Below are 17,438 nucleotides of genomic sequence, written 5' to 3' on the forward strand. Positions count from 1 at the left end.
GCAACTTACTTAGGGGCGGTGCCACAAGGTGCCGCCCCTTTGTTTTGGAAGCCGATGACCTGACGCAAGCGCTTCTCTACCTGCGAAACGCTTTCGTGATTATCGGCAAAGTGATCCGGTGGCCCAATGCGGCCCAAAATGGACGAGGAGCCGGAATGGCCCCGGAAAGGATGTGATGGCGACCTATGATTTTCTGTTCGACAGTCTCGGCCTGCGCGGTTGGTGCGGCGAGGAGACCGGCGGTCTGTCGTCGATGGCTGACCTGCTCGGCGAAACCTCAGGGCAACAGGCGAGCGTTTCCGCTTGGGACACGCCATTTCCATCGCTTGACGCGCTCCATGACGCTTGCACCACGATCCCTCAGGCGCGCGCATTAACGCTGGGGCTGGAGCGCGGATTTCTGGGCATCAAGGACAGCCTGAAAATCGTCGTCGATCCTCTTACCCAGCCTCTGAGCTGGGCGCTGAACGATGCGCTTTGGGTGATGCAGGCAACGCCGTGGTGGATCATGATCCCCGCACTGATGCTGGTCGTCTGGTTTGTCAGCCGATCTTTCAAGCTTGTCGGACTGGTCGCCGCTGTATTTAGTTTTCTCGCCTTCGTCGATTACTATGATTACACGATGCAGACGCTGGCGATCATATTTGTCTGTGCCATAATATGCGTGATAATAGGCGTGCCCATAGGCATTGCCATGTCACGCAGCGACAAGGTACAGCGGGTGATGATCCCGATACTGGACATGCTGCAAACGTTGCCGCCCTTCGTCTATCTGATCCCGCTGATTTTCCTATTTTCAGTGACCGAGCCGAAGCTCTACGGAATCGCTATTATCCTTTATGCCATCGTGCCGGTGGTGCGCCTAACTGATCTAGGAATCCGGTTGGTCGATAAGGACGTGATCGAGGCCGCTGATGCATTTGGCATGACCAAGCGGCAAAAACTGTTGCGCGTGGAGATTCCGCTGGCGTTGCCCAACATCATGGCGGGCGTCAACCAGACCATCATGATGAGCCTCGCCATGGTCGTGATCGCATCGCTGGTCTCGGCCCCCGGTCTGGGTGTGCTGGTGCTGCGCGGTATTCGCAACCTTGAATTGGGTGTTGGCCTGTTGTCGGGTCTAGGGATCGTCCTGTTGGCCATCATTCTCGACCGTGTGACCAAGGCCGCGCTGGCGCGCATCAACACGCAGAATCCGAGTTGAGGGGATGGATATGTCTGAAGAAAACACACCCAAGATTTCGGTCCGCGGTCTTTACAAGATCTTCGGTGAGGAACCGCAAATCGCGTTGGCCCGCGTCAAGGACGGTATGGGCAAGACCGAGTTGCTGGCAGAGACAAACCATGTACTTGGCCTCAACGACATCAATGTCGACATGCCGCGCGGCAAGACGACGGTAATCATGGGGCTGTCGGGGTCGGGTAAATCGACGCTGATCCGCCACCTCAATCGCCTTATTGAACCAACGGCGGGCGAGGTGCTGGTTGATGGCGAAAACATTCTGACCTACGGTGAAAAACAGCTGCGCGATCTGCGCCAGCATCGCATGTCGATGGTGTTTCAGAAATTCGCACTGTTACCGCACCGCTCAGTTCTGGAGAATGCTGGGCTGGCGCCGTCGGTAAGCGGCAAAAGCCGCCGACAATATGCGGTTGAGGCAACCAAATGGCTGGATCGCGTCGGGCTGGAAGGACAAGGGAACCAATACCCTGCCCAGCTATCCGGCGGTATGCAGCAGCGCGTCGGCATCGCCCGAGCGCTGACCTCGAACAGTGATATCATGCTGATGGACGAGGCGTTCTCGGCGCTCGATCCACTGATCCGCACGGATATGCAGAACCTGCTGATCGACCTTCAGAGCGAGTTGCAAAAGACGGTCGTGTTCATCACCCACGATCTGGACGAGGCGTTGAAGCTGGCGGATCATTTGGTAATTCTTAAGGACGGTTTCGTTGTTCAGCAAGGCGAGCCGCAGGCGATTTTGCTAAACCCAAACGATCCCTACATCGAAGATTTCGTCGCCGATATCAATCGCGCCCGCGTCCTACGCGTCCGCTCTGTGATGGAAGAAACGGACGAAGTGGCGGACGAGGTAGCGGGGGACGTGGACCATGATGCCACGTTGGAGTCCTTGATCGCAGCATCGGGTGGCGACACGACGCTGCGCTACCGCGTGACGCAGGATGGTCGGCAAGTCGGCGTTTTGCACATGCGCGCGCTGGTGCGTGCGCTGGTTCCGTCTGGCGGCGCCGAAGGTGCGGCGTTGGCGCGGGGCCGATGCGTGAATACCGGCGGCCTGCCTCAGAACAGGAGCGCGTGAGAGCGTCCCATCTAATGAGTAACTTGGATTTGCCCTGCGCTTCCCGCGAGGAGCAGGGACGATGACAATTTTCGAGAATCCGCGCGAGGGCGTTAAAGTACAAGTCAACCGAGACGCGCAGTGAGAGGTCGGCGCTATGAAACGGGTCAATCGCCGACCACAGCACGGCGAAGCGAAGATCGAATTCAAGATGCGCCGCCCGTCTCGATTTTGAGTAGATGGCCGCAATGCTTACAGTGAACCGCGTCAGTGTCATGCCGATTAAGGGCACACTCGGGACAGGTGTGGCGCAGCTTACTGGGCTGGAAAACGGTCTGCGCCAGGCGCAGGAACAGGGCGACCCCAGCGACCATAATGACCACTGCCACGAGCCGTCCGGCGGTGCCGGTCAGCACGATGTCGCCGAAGCCGGTGGTGGTTAGCGTCGACACGGTGAAATAGAGCGCATCGACATAGCCGACGATGTCAGGGTTGTAATCGACCCGCAGCACGAAAACTAATGTACTCATGAAGAAGATGAAGACGCCGAGGTTCACCGAGCTAACGATGACATCTTCGTTGCGGCGAAAGAACGGCGTGTCGCGGCGCAGGTCGCGTAGGACGTGGTAGGAATGCAGCAGGCGCAGGGTCCTCAGCACCCTTAGAAAGCCGAAACTCTGCGACACCAAAGGCGCCAGCAAGAGAGACAGGATAACCACCACGTCCGTGACCGTATAAATTTGGCGCATCATCCGCGCTCGGTTGGGGGCGATCCACAGGCGTGAGAGAAAGTCGGTCAAGATAAGTGTGCCGATCGCAAGGTCAGCAGCAAGGATTCCCGGAGTTGGCTCACGCTGCACCGTGGCAATGAAAAACACAATGGTAGAGACGTCGAAGCCCATCAGGAGGTAGCGAAACATCGCCGCCTTCTTGCTGGTGCCCGTATACAGCAGGTTGACCTTCTTTTTAAGCTTTTCCATTGCTTCGCCCCCAGAATTCGGCCCAAACTGAGGCGATGGAAGAAACCCCGGAGATCAAGACCCCTCCAACTAAAGTATCGGCGAAACGTTCGGGCGCCAAGGCAGTATCCTGGCGCATCATCGGCACGTTCGACACGCTGGTGCTGTCGTGGCTGGTCATTACCTATATTGGCCCGCTATTCGGACATGAGGGCAACCACAGCGAAGCGCTAAGGGCCGCAACCTACATTGCCGTTACCGAAGTCATCACCAAGTTGGTACTCTACTTCCTTCACGAACGCGGTTGGGCGCGGATTAGATGGGGCGTGTCGGCCGCAGATAGCAAGCACAAGGAAAGCGGATGGCGCAGCACCAGCAAAACCGCCACTTGGCGTATCATTGCTTCGCTCGACACGACCGTGCTAGCGTGGATTTTCACTGGCAACCTTGGCACCGCCGTTTCCATCGGCGGCCTTGAGATCATCACCAAGCTAATCCTTTATTTCGTTCACGAGCGCGCCTGGTCACGAATTCAGTACGGCACGGGGAAGGAGCCGGAATCGCACGACACCTAACCCCAGATGGTGGCGCGCGCCGCCCAGCCGCTAACGTTGGCTGCATCATCGAACAGCAAAAAAGGCAGACCCCTGCGAGCCTGCCTTCGTGCCGTGCGCTCCCGATAGAAGCAGCTTCCATTGTCGCCTGGTTACTTGGTATCAGCAGTCTTCGTGGCAGAAGTGGTGTCCTTGCTGGCAGACTTGGCGGTCGAGGCTGCATTCTCGCCCAAATTCTTGCCGACCGCCGTCATTAGTTCCAGCGTATCCGCCTGGGCTTTCTTCGCGATTTCCGCGAAGGCAGTCATGTGCTCGGTGGCCGACTTGGAATATCCGGCGGCGAATTCTGTCATCGCCTGCATATAGTCTGCCGGTGCCGACTTGGCTTTCGAGACGTCCGACAGGCCTTTCAGCGTGTCCTGGGTCCACTGCTGAGAGATCGCTGTCGACTTTTCGACGGCGGTCTGAGCTACAGTGCTGATCTTCTCATTGAGCTCGGTGCTGGATTTGAACGCACCCTCGGCTGCGGAAGCATCAATCGGGAAGGCCGCCATTGCGTCTTTGAGCATTGCTGTCATGTCAGGTGTCTTGTTCATATTGAAATCCTTTCGGCTGGCGGGATCATTCCCGCTTGCTGCGTCTACACAAGACATGATTGCTGCGCCGCAGCATTTCAAGGGGCGTCATGCTGCAGCGCAGCAGTTTATTTGGTCAAACTCGCTCGGCCAGATGGCCCCCAAAGCCTGGGTTTGTGCATTTGAAATTGATACCGGCCATTTTCGGCGTTGCATATTTTTGCCAGATGGGCTCAGAGCCAACATGCGGCAGTGCAGAGCGAGCACTGCTCAATCCCTCAGCATATTCAATGGTCGGATGGCGGCTCTGCGCGACAACTCAAACATACGAAAGGTAGCTTTTCAAAGCGCTTGATCCAGAGCATTGCGTAACGTCGCCCGACCACATACAATTATAGCTTAGACCCATTTATCCCTTGCATTTGCGAGGGAATTTTCGAAGGGCATGCAAAATGCACATCGAAGTTAGTACGGACAACAACATCGACGGAAGTGAGGCCCTCGCAACCGTTATCAAGGGTTTGGTTCAGCAAGAACTGGCCCATCTCGACGAACATATCAGCAGAATTGAAGTCCATCTCAGTGATCCCAGCACTGGCACAACCGGCCACGAGGAAAAACACTGCATGTTGGAAGCAAGGCTCAAGGGACAACAACCCACGGTCGTCAAGCATGCGGATTTGACGTTGGAGCAGGCAACAAAGGGCGCAGCGAGCAAGATGAAAAGCTCGCTGGAGCGCACTCTTGGAAAACTGTCTGATCGTCACTGAAACATCTGGCAAAGGTTTCGTTTGGCAGCGATCCGTCTCCATCGCCAGAAGGCAAAACACCTCTAATTGAAAGATCATGCACTATGGCGGATGAAAGAGACATTTGGGCCCTTGAAGAACGGTTCTGGACGGAAGGCCTTGACAGCGCGCGGAACATGTCCGCGAAAGGCGCCGTTTTTGTTTTCCCATATCCAGTCGGAATTCTTCAGGGGGATGCTCTTTGGCGAGATGAGAAGGTCGCGCAGCGATGGCGGTCCGTCGTCTTTACGAAGCGCAGCTTCAATAAAGAAAAAGATGTTGCTGTTCTGGCCTATCACGTCTCTGCAGAGCGCGATGATACACCGATCTACGAGGCCCTCTGTACATCCTCATACCTTCAGGATGACGGGAAATGGCTGCGGATTGCGCACCAGCAAACCCCTGTACCCTGACACCTCAAGGGGCGCTGCACCGGACACTGGAGCTGCAGCGACTTAGCCGAGAGCGCGCGAGAACAGGCCGAGGCTAACCGCGACATGCAGCTAAGCCCCAGTTGGTGAAAGGCTCGACCAAAAGACGTCGGGCAGGCGGCTGGTCGCCCCTTGCCCCTGAATGTATCCGCATGGATGAGCCTCTTACCCGCTCAATCCGTCTTCATGCCTTCCACCACTATCGACGCGTACGCCTTTGCGACCTCGTCGCGGTATTTTTCGCTCACGTTATCAACCCAGCCGGCTTCAACAGTGTAACATTACTTGGCCAGTGTGTCGTGTGCTGTGGGGCTCCGATCCCCCTTGCGACGCTGCAGAGAAAACTGGCGTTTCAAACTCACGTGGATGTCGGCTTTCGACATACCAGCATGATCGGTTCGCACTTGCAGCGAACGTCCGCTCTCCGCCCTTGTGTCGAATGATGCGAACGGCCCAATGCTGCCGTTGGTCGTCATCGCGCGCTGCACTGCGGCTTCCTCAAACCGGACGTTGATCCAAAGCGCAGCATTTTTGGCGCCGCAAACGGCAGGCATGCGGACAAAGCATGGGTAATCGGGCTGACCATGATGAAGGGTCAGATTCTTGATATAGTTGCAGAGTATTTCTGCAATTTGAGGAGAACGAGATGGATTACTATGTTGGACTAGATGTTTCGCTGCGGAGTGTCGCGGTTTGCGTGATCAATGCTGATGGCAAGCTGATATTTGACCGCTCTGTTGCCTGCGAGATCGAAGACATCGTCGAATGTTTACGGGACGTACCGAGCACCGCCCTTCACATTGGCTTTGAAGCGGGGCCAATGTGCCAACATTTGTTTAGGGGCCTTCGCGCCGCTGGCTTTGATGTTGTTTGCATGGAAGCGCGCCAAGTGAATGCCGCGCTATCAGCGATGCGCAATAAAACCGACAAAACGGATGCTCGTGGGATTGCTCAAGTGCTGCGCTCCGGTTGGTTTAACCCAGTTTACATCAAGAGCCGTGAAGCCCATGCGCTTCGCGCACTTTTGAGTAGTCGCAAAGCGATCCAAAAGAAGTGTATTGATTTGGCCAACGAAGTCCGTGGATTGTTCAAAATATTTGGCATCCGACTTCCCTCTCGTGTCGAGCAAGGATCATTTGATGAACGGGTGCGACCCTTGGTCGAAGCGGACCCAGATTTGTCCCATGCTCTCCTGCCTTTGCTTGATGCCCGGGCCGTGCTTTACACAACGTACCGCGAGCTTGACAGGCGCGTAAAACAGGCGGCCAGCCGGGACGAGGCCTGCCTGCGCTTTATGGCCATTCCGGGCGTCGGACCAATTGCAGCACTGACCTTTCGGGCTGCCGTTGATGATCCATCGCGCTTTACCAGCTCGCGCACTGTGGCTGCCCATTTTGGGCTTACGCCACGGCGATACCAGTCTGGCGAAAAGGATAATCCCGGACGCATCTCCAAAGCTGGCGACTCTGACGTTCGAGCAACACTTTACAGCGCCGCAAACGCGATGATGATGCGATCCATTGCTAGATCAGAGATCAAGAGCTGGGGCCTGCGACTGATGCGTCGGAAAGGTCGCCGCCGTGCCGTTGTAGCGGTGGCGCGAAAGTTAGCAGTCATCATGCACCGAATATGGGCAGATGGCACCGAATTCCGTCATGAACCATTGAAGGGAGCAGCATGATCTGACCAAATCTTTTCAACGATCATAGGCGGGATCGTCCCTCACCGGACGAGGTCTGTGGAAGACGCCGAAAAAGCTTGGTGTGCCCCCATCGGGTGGTCCAGTTTAAATGTTAATGCATGGTCGGTCTCTGGTCTATCGGTACGATGCTTTTTGGTGCCGGTGGACGATAATCCAAGGCGCTGTGTGGCCTGACTGTGTTGTAGTGCCGGCGCCATCTTTCGATCAGGATCTGAACCTCGCGCAACGTGAAGAAGACCTCCCCGTTCAGCAGCTCGTCGCGGAAGCGGGAGTTGAAGCTCTCGCAGTATCCGTTTTCCCATGGTGAGCCTGGCGCGATGAAAGCGGTTTTCGCGCCAACTGCCCCGATCCAGGCACGCACTTTTTTTTGCGATAAATTCCGCGCCATTATCCGATCTGATATATTCTGGCGGCCCTCTCAGGATAAACAGATCGGTCAAGGCGTCGACCACGTCTGTTGAATTGAGCTTACGTTTAACTCTGATCACAAGCGCCTCCTTCGTGAACTCATCGATGATATTCAGTGTGCGGTAGACCCGCCCATCGTGTGTGCGATCTTGGACGAAGTCATACGACCAAACGTGGTTTGGGCGCTCAGGCCGCAGCCTCACGCAAGATCCGTCGTTCAGCCAGAGCCGCCCCTTCTTGGGTTGTTTTTGTGGAACTTTCAGCCCTTCGCGCCGCCAAATTCGCTCTACGCGCTTGTGATTCACATGCCATCCGCTGTTGTTCAACATCCCGGTGATCATGCGGTACCCCCTCTCGGCGATGCGAGCATCGCCTGCCGGGCAGCGCATAGCGTCCGAACTCTTCCGTCAGTGCAATGATGTCCTCGGTTAGCCGCGCTTCGTCCGGCAAGCCGCAAGGTTCCTTGCGCTGTGTCGAACGATGCTGCCCGAGTGTGCGGCAGACCCGGCGCTCAGATACGCCAAGGGTCTGCCGCACATGATCAATGCACCGACGGCGGCGGGAAGGGCTTAGAAGTTTCCCCGTGCGGCCTCAGTCAAGATCATCTTGTCCAGTGTCAGATCCGACACCGCACGCCTGAGCCGAGTATTCTCTGTTTCCAGCTCTTTAAGCCGCTTGAGCTGATTGCGGTTCATGCCGCCATATTCTTTGCGCCATCGATAATAAGTCTGAACCGTCACACCGATCTGACGCACCGCTTCCGCCGTCGACCGCCCTTGCCCTTGCAGCACTTCAACTTGCCGTAGCTTCAGCACAATATCTTCGGGCTTCTCTCGTTTGCCAGCCATCTCGTCGTCCTCCTGAAAACGGGATAATTCTATCCCAAAAGGTGGACCACTTCAGTGGGGGCATTCCAACCGAACCGGACCAACAATGACTGCGAAGAGAAGTGTGACCCGGATGAGAGACAACGATTCCTAAAAGACGGAAAACAAAAGATGAAATGAACTTGACCCAAACGCCCGATTAGAGAAGTGAGGTTTCGCTGAGGTTGTACCATCGGCCACCTTCAGCGTTTTGATGTGCTGACAGACCAGCAAATCCTCTCGTGGCTTCCACTTGGTTCAGAACACCCATAATAGTATAAGAAATTGACGTTTCGGTCTCACTCCGCGACGCAAGAGGCTAGATCACGATGACCGACGACTCTTCCACTGCACTGGCGACTATGAACCCAACCGAAATTGTTGCAACCCTGCGCGAAGGTCTCCTTGTCCTGACTGAAGACCTTACCGTCGAATTCGCCAGCGACAGATTTCTGAAAATGTTTCAGGTCGACCTCGATGAAACCGTGGGTCGTGCCCTTTCTGATCTGGGTGACGGCCAGTGGAATATTCCGACCATACTGGACCCATTAAACGCGATTGTCGCGCAGAACCTGACGTTCCAAGATGTCGAAATCGAACACCATTTTGATCATATCGGGCGTAAGGTGATGCGACTGAATGCGCGCAAGACAGTAAGGGCGGACAACAGCACAAAGCAAATTCTGCTGGCGATAGACGATGTAACTGAAGCCGCCGATTACTCCCGGGAACTTAGCCGCCAGCGGCTATTGGCGGAAAGCATCGTGGACACATTGCGTGAACCGCTCCTGGTTCTGGACGGTGACCTCCAGATCATTGCGGCGAGCCGTGCATTTTATTCGAAATTCGAGGTGGATGCGAGACAGGCAATTGGCAAAAATTTGACCAGTCTGGGGAATGGACAATGGGCAAATGCCGAACTGATCCGTCTTCTGAAAGATGTCGTTCCCGAACATTCGACGATAGAAGGCTATGAAATAACGCATGATTTTCCGCATATTGGCACACGAACGGTTATCCTGAACGCCCGTGAGATTTTCAGCGAGGGCAACAACACCAAGACCTTGCTACTGGCCATAGAGGACGTGACCGAACGGCGCCGCTTGGGAGCCGAGCGTGATCAGGCCCTCGACCGGTCCAATCAGCTTCTGGAAGAATTGAACCATCGGGTGATGAATTCTCTGTCGGTGATCGGCTCTGTCATCTCGATGGAAGGGCGAACTATGATCGACGATGCCTGCAAGGCGGCGTTCGTACGCATGCGCACCCGCATCGAAGCCATCGGAACCCTATATCACACCCTCTCGCGCTCGGCGGCGGTTGATAGCGTTAAGGCAAACGACTACCTGAGCGCAATTGTTCGCGATACGGTGACCGCGCTGGAAGTGTCGCCCGGAGCGATCACCCTTGATCTTTCGATCGACGATTTCTGGCTGTCCACGCGTATCGCCGTGCCCCTAGGACTGATCACTAACGAATTGGCGACAAACAGTCTGAAGTATGCTTACGAGGGGCGTGATACCGGAATACTCGGGTTGCGAGTTGTCACCGTCGAAGGTGGCTTCGAATTCACGATCTGGGATGATGGCCTAGGCATCGATGAAGACGCACATGTGGATTCCGGCCTTGGTCAGAAACTGGTTGAGGCGTTCGTTCAGCAATTGGGCGGCGCGATGGAGCGCATCAGCGGAAAGGGCGGAACAATACACACTCTGGCAATTCCGCATTCCACACTGCTCCAACTGCAAGCCAAACGCACATAGGCGACACTCGCCATGACGTAGAAAGCGAGCAGATTTAGGCGATGAGGCAGCATCCCAATGCTAAGATCCATCGCGCGAACCAATCCAACACGATGGCGAGGCAGTTAAAGTCTCGCCCTGCTGTCGGCTACATGAAACCCGACCGTCGTTGTGGCCTGAACCGCCCCGTCAGCCTGCGGGTCTACCCCGAACGTCTGGTGGTCGTTGCCGAGGGTCAGATCCTGTGCGAGCATGTGCGAGTGATCGAGCGCAGCCACCAATTGCCGCCACGGACGATCTACGACCGGCGGCATTATCTGGCGGTCCTCCAGCGCAAGCCAGGGGCATTACGCAACGGCGCGCCCTTTGCGGAATTCCCTCCGGCCTTCAAACAGCTGCAAGACCTCATGTTGCGCCGTCCCGGCGGTGATAGGGAAATGGTCGATATCCTGGCGCAGGTCCTGCATCACCATGAACAGGCGGTGATGGTCGCCGTGGAAATGGCGCTGGCCGAAGGTGTCGCCACAAAAACCCATGTGTTGAACCTTCTGCACCGTCTGATCGACGGAAAGACGATCGGTGGGCCCGACATCGATACGCCGCAGGCGCTGATACTTCAGCGCAAACCAATGGCAAACATTGAACGCTACGACGGCCTGCGTGCCCGAACCACCGGCCTTTGATGCCGCGGTGCCGATGCTCGCGCAGTTGTTGAAGGCTGAACTGGTTGAGCGGGAGGTGCGTTCCATCCGTTGCCCGGCAAGGCGCATGCAAACCATGCTGCCGAGAGGGGCCTACCATATGAAGGCCGCTCGCTTCCCGGCCTATAAGGACCTCTCGGGCTTCGACTTCGCGGCCAGTGAGATCAACGAGGCCACTGTAAGGCAGTTGCATCGCTGTGAGTTCATGGACGGCGCACAGAACGTTGTCCTGATCGGTGGCCCCGGCACCGGCAAAACCCATGTTGCCACCGCCCTCGGCGTGCAGGCTGTCGAGCATCACCGCCGCAAGGTCCGCTTCTTCTCGACCATCGAGCTCGTCAAAACGCTCGAACAGGAGAAGGCCAAAGGGAAAGCCGGGCAGCTGGCCGAAAGCCTCGTCCGCCTGGACCTCGTGATCTTGGACGAACTTGGCTACCTGCCGTTCAGCGCCTCAGGCGGCGCGTTACTCTTCCATCTGCTCAGCAAGCTTTATGAACGCACCAGCGTTGTCCTTCTCGGCAATTGCTGCGCATTCGCCTGCCAGGCAGCGCATCACCACGAACCTGAGCTTCAGCGAATGGGCCACGGTCTTCGGAGACCCCAAAATGACGACCGCACTCCTCGACCGCCTGACCCTCCGCTGCCACATCCTGGAGACCGGAAATGACAGCTTCCGCTTCAAAGCCAGTTCAGCCGCAGCGGCGCAGAAGCAGAGGGAGGACAATCATGCATTGACCAAAGCCTGACACCCGAAACGTAACTTAAAGGTGGCTCACTTCTCGATGGAAAACCCGGCTCACTTCCGCGTGGAAATCTACACTGAAGCGCAGGCACCCTAGCCTCACGGCGACCGGACGAGGGTCTCCGGGGCAGCTGACTCACATCTTTCGTGAAAACCCTGAAAGCTAAATATCGCCAATATTGCGCAATATACCATCGGCATTTATGATTGACTGGGCAATCTCGAACGTAGTGGTTCGCTTGGCCATCGCTTGCTTGCGGATCACTGCATAGGCTCCTTTTTCATCGATACTGTGGTGTCGCATCAGGATAAATTTCGCATCATTGATCTTTTGCAAATTGCCCAAACGGTCTCGCAATTTGGACAGATCTTTCTGAAATCTTATCTGCTCGGCCCAGTAACGCCTTGCCATCAGCATGCCGCTAAGAACACTTGCTGCGCGCACCGGTTTTGTTAGTAACGCATGGGCTCCAATCTCGAAAATCGAGTCCAGCGTCGAAGGGTTCTCATAGCCGATCACGGCAATCACCGTGGGCGGCTCGTGCCCACTGCTGTTTAAAAAGGACTTGATAACACTGGTTGGTTGATCTGTGACATCGATGAAAACGAGATCAAATTTCTTTTGCAGTACCTCGGGCAGCGGCCAAGCATTCTCAAAGTTGCAACCAATCCGATTGAGCTGCTGTAGCAGATCATCCGCGCTGCGGTCCCTCTGGTGAACAACCAGAGTATGAAGGTCCCTCAACTCCTGAATGAAATCACTCATGTATCATAGCGTTGTTTGGATCACCTTCTGTGTTCTAAACTTTCGGTCATGAATCTCAGGATACACCAAATAGGGATCCGGCTTGACCGAGCGGCGAAGTTTGTTCTCGATGACGAATTCGCCATTCACATCGACCCGTGCGATACGCGACTGAAGGTAGGTGTGATTGTTGTCAGGGTCGATCTTGATCTGCCCTTGCGGAGCATCAAACGTCAGGCCGAGTAATGCGTCGTGCAGACGCTCCGTATCCATCTCGCCAACATCTTCTAAAACGGCGGCGAACATGTGCATTTGACTGTACGCCGCCTCGCAACAGCTGGTCACGTCGCTCACAGTACCAAACTTCTCTTTGTATGCCTTCAAGAACTTGCGATTCGCAGGTGAACTTATGGTGCGAAAATATGGCGCGGCGGTTATATGTCCTACAGCAGCTTCCGGGCCGATCGCAGCTATTTCAGCCTCGTTAGTGGTGAGGCTGGCAATCGGACACATGCGACCGTCACCACCGGCCGCATGGTATGCACGATAAAAATCAATGCACATCTGCCCTACCACGGTCGAGAATATCGCATCAGGCTTCATATCCAGAATCTCACGAGCAATATCCGCAAATCCCTCCTCAGTTGTATCAAAACCAAGATAGCGCTCACCTAGAATTTCTCCACCGCCTTGGCGCAACACATTTCGCATCACACGGTTCGACTCGCGCGGATAGATATAGTCTGACCCCACGAAAAAGATGCGCTTGCCGAATGTGTTCATCAGATAATTTGCCAAAGGCACGCTATTCTGGTTGGGGGTCGCGCCACCATAGATGACGTTAGGCGAGTATTCGAAGCCTTCATACAAGGTAGGATAGAAAAACAGCGCATTTCGCCGCTCAACTATCGGCAACACCTCCTTGCGCGAGGACGACATGTAGCAGCCAAAAAGAGCGGTTATCTTATCGTCGACGATGAGCTTTTCAGCCATTTCGCCGTAGTTGGAAACGATTGAGCCCGGATTATAACTTACGGGTTTGATCATGCGCCCCCGCACACCGCCACGCGCGTTGATTTCATCAATAGCAAGTAGAGTGCCGTTAAGCTGTGATTGCTCGATAATCGCCGTCACGCCGGTCGTCGAAAAGAGCATTCCGATTTTCCAGCTCTCCTGACTGTTCACTGCATCTATCCCTTTCAAACATGCCCAAAGACAATTTTATCGTTGTGCAGGCCTGCGGTCAGCCTAACCAAGCCACCGCTACCGGGCATACCGAATTTATTACTCGGTTCCAGCAGAAATGTCGCCAATGGAAATTCCAAATGCCGCCTCATGGCACGTCTTAGTCCACGCGCGCCAAAGCGTTTGTCATATCCCTGCTCTGCCAGGTATCCCCGCACTGCATCGTTGATGCTAATGATGACATCATGCTTTCGCAACCTCCGGTTGAGGCTATCCATTTCGACATTAACAAGTTCCGGCATCGTCTCACGGCCAAGCCAGTTGAACGTGTCGATATGGTCGATGCGGTTCACAAATTCAGGTGGAAACCGCTCCAGCAGGCACTTCATCACGATATCATGTGCGCGCGTGCGTTTGTCCTTAGCCGGGCTTTTGAGCCTGGATAGTATTCCAAGCCGCCCTTCCTCCAATTCCATCAGTTCCCGCGCGCCAAGATTGGATGACATGAAGATTATCGCATTGCGGAACGAATAAGTTCGCTCACCCGACGCTACGGTCAGCAAGCCATTGTCGAACACGTTTAGCAGCGCCAGCACCACCTCGTTGCTGGCCTTTTCCAGTTCGTCCAGCAGCACAATACCTGGAAGGTTGCGGGTGCCTTCGATCTTTTCCGCGTCAAGGATAGTCGTACCCTCCTTGGAACCGACATAGCCCGGCGGCGCGCCGGTGAACGACGCGGCGTAATGCTCCTGCGCCAGCGTATTCATGTCGATCCGGCACATTGCATCCGCGTCGCCATAAAGTGCTCGCGCGACCGTGCGCACTGTTTCAGTCTTGCCGACGCCGGTGGGGCCGCAGAACAGAAGCGACGCGAGCGGCTTGCGCGGATCGCCGATGTCGGCCCGCACTACTTTCAAAATTTCCAAAACCTCCTCAATGGCGCTATCCTGCCCAATGATCGAGCTGCGCAACTCACGTTCGACTACATCCATGTCGAAGGAAAATCGCGAGTTCAGAATGCCGACCCCGGATGTCCCGTTCGAGTGGCTGATCTGACGGGTATTTTCATCCGACAGCGCACGGTTGGTCTGCGCCTCACGTTGGGTCGCTTGCATTCGGTCACTCAGAAACGGCATTTATTGTCCTCGGGAATTGTGTGCGTGAAAGCGCGGCGCGCAAACCGCGCCGCGCCAGAAGTTTGGGACTTTCCGTCAACCGGCCTCTTTTTCCTTTGCGCCAGTTGGTAGATTGCCAACCGGACATTGCGCCGTACCGACGGTCGAGCGAGTGATCTTATGAACATCCTCGCGAGTTTTTTCCGCGTCGTTGACCCAGTTGCGGTAGAACTCGAACGGGCAATCCGCCACACCCAGATCGCCGTCACCCGAAGCGTGGACGCCAGTATAGCCACGGTGCAGCAGCTTAAAGAGGTGGTTCTGCGACTGATCGTTCGCCCTCGCGTCGCGAATTTGGGACAACGACATCTGCGCGTATTGGATACCCATTTCCTCGGTCCCACATTCGCCCAGCGTTCGCCCATCAAAGCCAATTAACGACGAGTGTCCGAAGTAGCAGTACACCCCATCGAACCCTGCCGCGTTGGCAACGGCCACATAGCAGTTGTTGGCCCACGCCATCGCCTTGGACATCATTATCTGCTGTTCCTTGGCCGGGTACATGTAGCCCTGACAGCGCACTATCAGTTCGGCCCCCTTCATCGCGCAGTCGCGCCAAATTTCGGGATAGTTGCCGTCATCGCAGATTATCAGACTGATCTTCATCCCCTTAGGGCCTTCGGCTACGAAGGTCTCGCCACCCGGGCACCAACCCTCGATCGGGCACCAAGGAAGAATCTTGCGGTACTTCTGTACGATCTCGCCCTTGTTATTCATCAAGATTAGGGTGTTGTAGGGGTTCTTCTTAGGGTGATCCTCGTGGCGTTCTCCGGTGATTGAGAATACGCCCCAGACGTTGGCTTTGCGGCACGCACGGGCGAAAATCTCGGTCTCGTCGCCAGGAATGGTGGCGGCGGTCTCCATCATCTCGCCTGGATCGTACATGATCCCTTGGGTGCTGTACTCGGGGAAAACTACCAGATCCATTCCCGGCAGACCCTGTTTCATGCCGACGACCATCTCGGCGATCTTCTCGGCGTTTTCCATCACCTCTGCCTTGGTGTGCAGACGCGGCATCTTGTAGTTTACGACCGCGACGCCGACGGTATCGTCGCTGCTCGAAATATCTCCATGTCTCATGTCCTGTCCTTTCATATTGACGGGGTTGATTGTGGTAAATTGCCTGCGTTTTCAGAACGTCAGGTGTTGCTCCACGACGGAGTCTGTCAGCTCGGAAGAGGTGCCGCTGAGAACAACGCGCCCCTTGTCGAGCACGAGGAAGCGATCAGACGCAGCGCGCGCGAAGGGCACGTTCTGCTCGACCAGAATGATACCCAGCCCCCGCTCGCGGTTAAGCTGGATGATCGCATCCTCGATCTGTTTGACGATGTTTGGCTGAATGCCTTCAGTCGGCTCGTCCAGCATCAGGATCTTGGGATCCATCGCCAGAGCGCGCGCAATCGCCAGTTGTTGCTGCTGTCCTCCAGACAGGTCGCCGCCGCGGCGCGAAATGAAATCACTCAGCATAGGAAACATATCAAAGAGGTATTCAGGAATTTCGCGCCTGCCATCGGTGCGGGCAAAGGTGCCCATCAAAATATTCTCACGCACAGTGAAACGCGGAATGATCTCGCGCCCCTGGGGGATATAACCGATGCCGTGTTTGGCCCGCTGTGGCGTGCTACATTTCAGCAGATCGGCGCCGCCAAACTGCAAACCGCCTTGGCAACTATCGGTCAGGCCCATGATGCTTTTGAGCAGGGTCGTTTTGCCGACGCCGTTCCGGCCCAGAACCGATAGGAACTCACCCGGCTTCAGATCGAACGACACGCCCTGCAGGACGGGACTTTTGCCGTAGTAGGAATAGAGGTTGTTCGCGCTTAGATTTTCCATTGCTCAATGCCCCAAATATGCGGTCTTGACGGCCTCGTTTGCCTCGATCTCTTCTATCGAGCCTTCGGCCAGCTTGGCGCCTTGATTCATCACGATTATCCGGTCGGCGACGGTGCGAACGAAGGACATGTCATGCTCAACCACGATCAGCGTGTGATCGGCGCTGAGCGAGCGAAAAATCTTGGCAGTGCGGTCGGTCTCTTGAATGGTCATGCCTGCCGTCGGCTCGTCCATCAGGATCAGGCGGCTGCCCTGCGCGATCAGCATGGCTATCTCCAGCCATTGCGTCTCGCCGTGCGACAGGTTGCCCGCAGGCACGCCTGCCTTGTCGGTTAGCCCGACCAATTCGAGGATGTCCCGCATCTTGGTGCCACGTCGCACCGACGGATTGGTCAGCGCATGCCAGATGCCCGGCTTAACTGACTGGGCGACAGACAGATTTTCGGCGACCGTCAGCTCCTTGTAAACGGACGGCACCTGAAACTTACGCCCGACGCCGAGGCGCGCGCGTTCATACTCCAGCAGTTTTGATATCTCGACATCGTCCAACCTGACCGAGCCGCCGGTTGGCTGCGTCTTGCCGCAGATCAGGTCCAGCGTTGTGGACTTACCCGCGCCATTTGGCCCCAGTAGGCACAGGATTTCGCCCTGCTCCACATCGAAGCTCATCCCGTCCACGGCCCTTAGGCCACCGAACGTTACTTGCAGATCTCTAACTTGTAGCTGCGCCAT

Annotated in this window: 15 protein-coding genes and 3 pseudogenes; 9 read left to right on the plus strand and 9 right to left on the minus strand. The window is 55.8% G+C overall.

Annotated elements, in window-relative coordinates:
- The first annotated feature begins 175 nt into the window (after positions 1–175).
- Both MK6180000_RS08155 and MK6180000_RS08160 read left to right on the plus strand, forming a co-directional pair.
- Positions 176–1,204 carry an ABC transporter permease gene (locus tag MK6180000_RS08155; RefSeq protein WP_138934275.1) on the plus strand — a complete coding sequence of 343 codons (1,029 nt, stop codon included), beginning with the start codon at positions 176–178 and terminating at the stop codon, positions 1,202–1,204.
- Between the two features lie 10 nt (positions 1,205–1,214).
- Positions 1,215–2,321, plus strand: coding sequence for a quaternary amine ABC transporter ATP-binding protein (locus MK6180000_RS08160; protein ID WP_138934276.1), 1,107 nt, complete (start codon positions 1,215–1,217; stop codon positions 2,319–2,321).
- 185 nt (positions 2,322–2,506) lie between these two features.
- Here the strand turns inward: MK6180000_RS08160 and MK6180000_RS08165 are convergent, their stop codons facing one another.
- Positions 2,507–3,280 (minus strand): potassium channel family protein, encoded by a 774-nt coding sequence (locus MK6180000_RS08165; protein ID WP_138934277.1) that lies wholly within the window; start codon positions 3,278–3,280, stop codon positions 2,507–2,509.
- A 35-nt stretch (positions 3,281–3,315) separates the two neighbouring features.
- Between MK6180000_RS08165 and MK6180000_RS08170 the strand changes: the two genes are divergently transcribed.
- Positions 3,316–3,834: a DUF2061 domain-containing protein gene (locus MK6180000_RS08170; protein WP_138934278.1), complete on the plus strand. Its 519-nt coding sequence runs from the start codon at positions 3,316–3,318 to the stop codon at positions 3,832–3,834.
- A 131-nt stretch (positions 3,835–3,965) separates the two neighbouring features.
- Here the strand turns inward: MK6180000_RS08170 and MK6180000_RS08175 are convergent, their stop codons facing one another.
- Positions 3,966–4,409 (minus strand): phasin family protein, encoded by a 444-nt coding sequence (locus MK6180000_RS08175; protein WP_138934279.1) that lies wholly within the window; start codon positions 4,407–4,409, stop codon positions 3,966–3,968.
- A gap of 431 nt (positions 4,410–4,840) precedes the next feature.
- Between MK6180000_RS08175 and MK6180000_RS08180 the strand changes: the two genes are divergently transcribed.
- The 3 genes from MK6180000_RS08180 (at position 4,841) to MK6180000_RS08190 (ending at position 7,288) form a co-directional block, all read left to right on the plus strand.
- Complete coding sequence (locus tag MK6180000_RS08180) at positions 4,841–5,158, plus strand: HPF/RaiA family ribosome-associated protein (protein WP_138934280.1); 318 nt, start codon at positions 4,841–4,843, stop codon at positions 5,156–5,158.
- 83 nt (positions 5,159–5,241) lie between these two features.
- Positions 5,242–5,589: a hypothetical protein gene (locus MK6180000_RS08185; protein ID WP_138934281.1), complete on the plus strand. Its 348-nt coding sequence runs from the start codon at positions 5,242–5,244 to the stop codon at positions 5,587–5,589.
- Between the two features lie 664 nt (positions 5,590–6,253).
- Positions 6,254–7,288 (plus strand): IS110 family RNA-guided transposase, encoded by a 1,035-nt coding sequence (locus MK6180000_RS08190; RefSeq protein WP_138934282.1) that lies wholly within the window; start codon positions 6,254–6,256, stop codon positions 7,286–7,288.
- Positions 7,289–7,400: 112 nt separating this feature from the next.
- Here MK6180000_RS08190 and MK6180000_RS08195 read toward each other — a convergent pair.
- Positions 7,401–8,565: pseudogene (locus MK6180000_RS08195) on the minus strand (IS3 family transposase).
- Between the two features lie 347 nt (positions 8,566–8,912).
- On the opposite strand from MK6180000_RS08195, the gene MK6180000_RS08200 reads away from it, so the two are divergent.
- The 3 genes and pseudogenes from MK6180000_RS08200 to istB all read left to right on the plus strand — a co-directional run bounded on the left by MK6180000_RS08200 (position 8,913) and on the right by istB (position 11,772).
- Positions 8,913–10,346, plus strand: a complete 1,434-nt coding sequence (locus MK6180000_RS08200) for a sensor histidine kinase (RefSeq protein WP_138934283.1) — start codon at positions 8,913–8,915, stop codon at positions 10,344–10,346.
- A 158-nt stretch (positions 10,347–10,504) separates the two neighbouring features.
- A pseudogene (locus MK6180000_RS08205) lies at positions 10,505–11,008 on the plus strand (IS21 family transposase); the annotation flags it as partial.
- A pseudogene (gene istB / locus MK6180000_RS08210) lies at positions 10,965–11,772 on the plus strand (IS21-like element helper ATPase IstB). The pseudogenes MK6180000_RS08205 and istB, both read left to right, overlap by 44 nt.
- A gap of 159 nt (positions 11,773–11,931) precedes the next feature.
- Here istB and MK6180000_RS08215 read toward each other — a convergent pair.
- From MK6180000_RS08215 to MK6180000_RS08240, 6 genes are all read right to left on the minus strand, one after another.
- On the minus strand, positions 11,932–12,534 hold the full coding sequence (locus MK6180000_RS08215; RefSeq protein WP_138934284.1) for an ANTAR domain-containing response regulator: 603 nt from the start codon (positions 12,532–12,534) through the stop codon (positions 11,932–11,934).
- Between the two features lie 3 nt (positions 12,535–12,537).
- Complete coding sequence (locus MK6180000_RS08220; RefSeq protein ID WP_138934285.1) at positions 12,538–13,698, minus strand: transporter substrate-binding domain-containing protein; 1,161 nt, start codon at positions 13,696–13,698, stop codon at positions 12,538–12,540.
- A gap of 14 nt (positions 13,699–13,712) precedes the next feature.
- The gene (locus MK6180000_RS08225) at positions 13,713–14,834 is read right to left on the minus strand and encodes an AAA family ATPase (RefSeq protein ID WP_138934286.1); all 1,122 of its coding nucleotides are present in this window, start codon (positions 14,832–14,834) and stop codon (positions 13,713–13,715) included.
- 75 nt (positions 14,835–14,909) lie between these two features.
- Positions 14,910–15,953 (minus strand): aliphatic amidase, encoded by a 1,044-nt coding sequence (locus tag MK6180000_RS08230; RefSeq protein WP_138934287.1) that lies wholly within the window; start codon positions 15,951–15,953, stop codon positions 14,910–14,912.
- Positions 15,954–16,004: 51 nt separating this feature from the next.
- Complete coding sequence (gene urtE / locus MK6180000_RS08235; protein WP_138934288.1) at positions 16,005–16,706, minus strand: urea ABC transporter ATP-binding subunit UrtE; 702 nt, start codon at positions 16,704–16,706, stop codon at positions 16,005–16,007.
- Between the two features lie 3 nt (positions 16,707–16,709).
- On the minus strand, positions 16,710–17,438 hold the full coding sequence (locus tag MK6180000_RS08240; RefSeq protein ID WP_138934289.1) for an ABC transporter ATP-binding protein: 729 nt from the start codon (positions 17,436–17,438) through the stop codon (positions 16,710–16,712).

The sequence above is a fragment of the Roseovarius arcticus genome, from assembly GCF_006125015.1.
Classification (GTDB): domain Bacteria; phylum Pseudomonadota; class Alphaproteobacteria; order Rhodobacterales; family Rhodobacteraceae; genus Roseovarius; species Roseovarius arcticus.

What these genes read in the sequence shown, in the direction of transcription:
- MK6180000_RS08155 (WP_138934275.1), top strand. Translation starts at nt 176, where the DNA reads ATGGCGACCTATGATTTTCTGTTCGACAGTCTCGGCCTGCGCGGTTGG.
- MK6180000_RS08160 (WP_138934276.1), top strand. Translation starts at nt 1,215, where the DNA reads ATGTCTGAAGAAAACACACCCAAGATTTCGGTCCGCGGTCTTTACAAG.
- MK6180000_RS08165 (WP_138934277.1), bottom strand. Translation starts at nt 3,280, where the DNA reads ATGGAAAAGCTTAAAAAGAAGGTCAACCTGCTGTATACGGGCACCAGC.
- MK6180000_RS08170 (WP_138934278.1), top strand. Translation starts at nt 3,316, where the DNA reads ATGGAAGAAACCCCGGAGATCAAGACCCCTCCAACTAAAGTATCGGCG.
- MK6180000_RS08175 (WP_138934279.1), bottom strand. Translation starts at nt 4,409, where the DNA reads ATGAACAAGACACCTGACATGACAGCAATGCTCAAAGACGCAATGGCG.
- MK6180000_RS08180 (WP_138934280.1), top strand. Translation starts at nt 4,841, where the DNA reads ATGCACATCGAAGTTAGTACGGACAACAACATCGACGGAAGTGAGGCC.
- MK6180000_RS08185 (WP_138934281.1), top strand. Translation starts at nt 5,242, where the DNA reads ATGGCGGATGAAAGAGACATTTGGGCCCTTGAAGAACGGTTCTGGACG.
- MK6180000_RS08190 (WP_138934282.1), top strand. Translation starts at nt 6,254, where the DNA reads ATGGATTACTATGTTGGACTAGATGTTTCGCTGCGGAGTGTCGCGGTT.
- MK6180000_RS08200 (WP_138934283.1), top strand. Translation starts at nt 8,913, where the DNA reads ATGACCGACGACTCTTCCACTGCACTGGCGACTATGAACCCAACCGAA.
- MK6180000_RS08215 (WP_138934284.1), bottom strand. Translation starts at nt 12,534, where the DNA reads ATGAGTGATTTCATTCAGGAGTTGAGGGACCTTCATACTCTGGTTGTT.
- MK6180000_RS08225 (WP_138934286.1), bottom strand. Translation starts at nt 14,834, where the DNA reads ATGCCGTTTCTGAGTGACCGAATGCAAGCGACCCAACGTGAGGCGCAG.
- MK6180000_RS08230 (WP_138934287.1), bottom strand. Translation starts at nt 15,953, where the DNA reads ATGAGACATGGAGATATTTCGAGCAGCGACGATACCGTCGGCGTCGCG.
- urtE (WP_138934288.1), bottom strand. Translation starts at nt 16,706, where the DNA reads ATGGAAAATCTAAGCGCGAACAACCTCTATTCCTACTACGGCAAAAGT.
- MK6180000_RS08240 (WP_138934289.1), bottom strand. Translation starts at nt 17,438, where the DNA reads ATGGCGCAGCTACAAGTTAGAGATCTGCAAGTAACGTTCGGTGGCCTA.